This window comes from Spirosoma litoris (assembly GCF_054776755.1).
In genome coordinates this window covers 1-1,085 of sequence record NZ_BAAHBI010000093.1, presented here as the reverse complement: position 1 = coordinate 1,085, position 1,085 = coordinate 1, and the positions used below count along the sequence as shown (strand labels likewise).

The window sequence follows — 1,085 nt, the reverse complement described above, 5'->3', positions numbered from 1 at the left end:
ACGCTACCCCGTTTGTGCTGTCGGAAGCCGACCTCACGACGCTTGACCAACTCGTTCGTAAAGGCAAAGAGTCCGCTCGGAAGTTAACTCGCGCCAGAGCCTTACAGTTTTCCCATCAAGGCCAACATCCTCAGCAGATTAGCCAATCGCTGGGCATTAGCCTGGCTACGGTCTTCAATCTGCGTAAACGCTATCGGGATGAGGGGCTACTGAGGGCCATAGGGGAGAAAGCTCGACCTGGTCAACCCCGCAAAGTGACTCAAGAGGTGGAAGCCCATATTACCCAATTGGCTTGTAGTGAGGCCCCTGATGGGCGGACACGCTGGACAGCAGCTTTGATCAACGAGCGGTTAGTGAAGCTAGCCATTCACATTGACGATGAATCGGTCCGCTTAGTGTTAAAAAAAGTAAGCTTAAGCCCTGGCTCCGAAAGCAATGGTGCATCGGACAAGTCGATGGCGAGTATATAGCGAAAATGGAAGACGTCCTGAACCTGTATCAGCAACCGGCTTCACCAAGCCGTGTTCGCTTGTGCTTCGATGAGCGACCCTGTCAGTTGCTCGACGAGGTGGTACAAGCACTGCCTATGGAGCCGGGTAAAGCGGCCCGAGAAGATAATGAATACGTCCGGCAAGGCACGGCGGTAGTCCTGTTAGCCTACGATCTGGACAGTGGTCAACGCTATACTCAGATCCGCCATCAGCGCACTAAAGCCGACTACGCTCAGTTTATGCATCACCTCTTAACCACCTATTACCCCCATGTTGAGTTGATTGACGTAGTACAGGATAATCTCAATACGCATAAATATGGCTCATTCTACGAACATCTACCCCTAGTCGATGCACGGAACTTAAGCCGCAAGTTAGTGTTTCACTACACGCCTAAGCATGGCTCTTGGCTCAACATGGCCGAGGTGGAGTTTTCGGCATTGGCTCGCCAGTGTTTGAACCGGCGTATTGGCAGTATCGAGGAATTAGGTCAGCAGGTTGATTTGTGGGCTACTGACCGTAATCAACGGGCAACTAAAATCCATTGGAGTTTTACAGTAGCCACAGCTGAAGACAAACTCAGAACATGGTATG

At 51.3% G+C, this 1,085-nt stretch carries 2 protein-coding genes; both read left to right on the top strand.

Annotated elements, in window-relative coordinates; genetic code table 11:
• The coding region (locus ACYVGR_RS37625) for a helix-turn-helix domain-containing protein (RefSeq protein WP_460966077.1) at positions 1-470 on the top strand (470 nt) is incomplete at its 5' end.
• Positions 383-1,085: IS630 family transposase (locus ACYVGR_RS37620; protein WP_460966079.1), on the top strand; the 703-nt coding region annotated here is incomplete at its 3' end. The genes ACYVGR_RS37625 and ACYVGR_RS37620, both read left to right, overlap by 88 nt.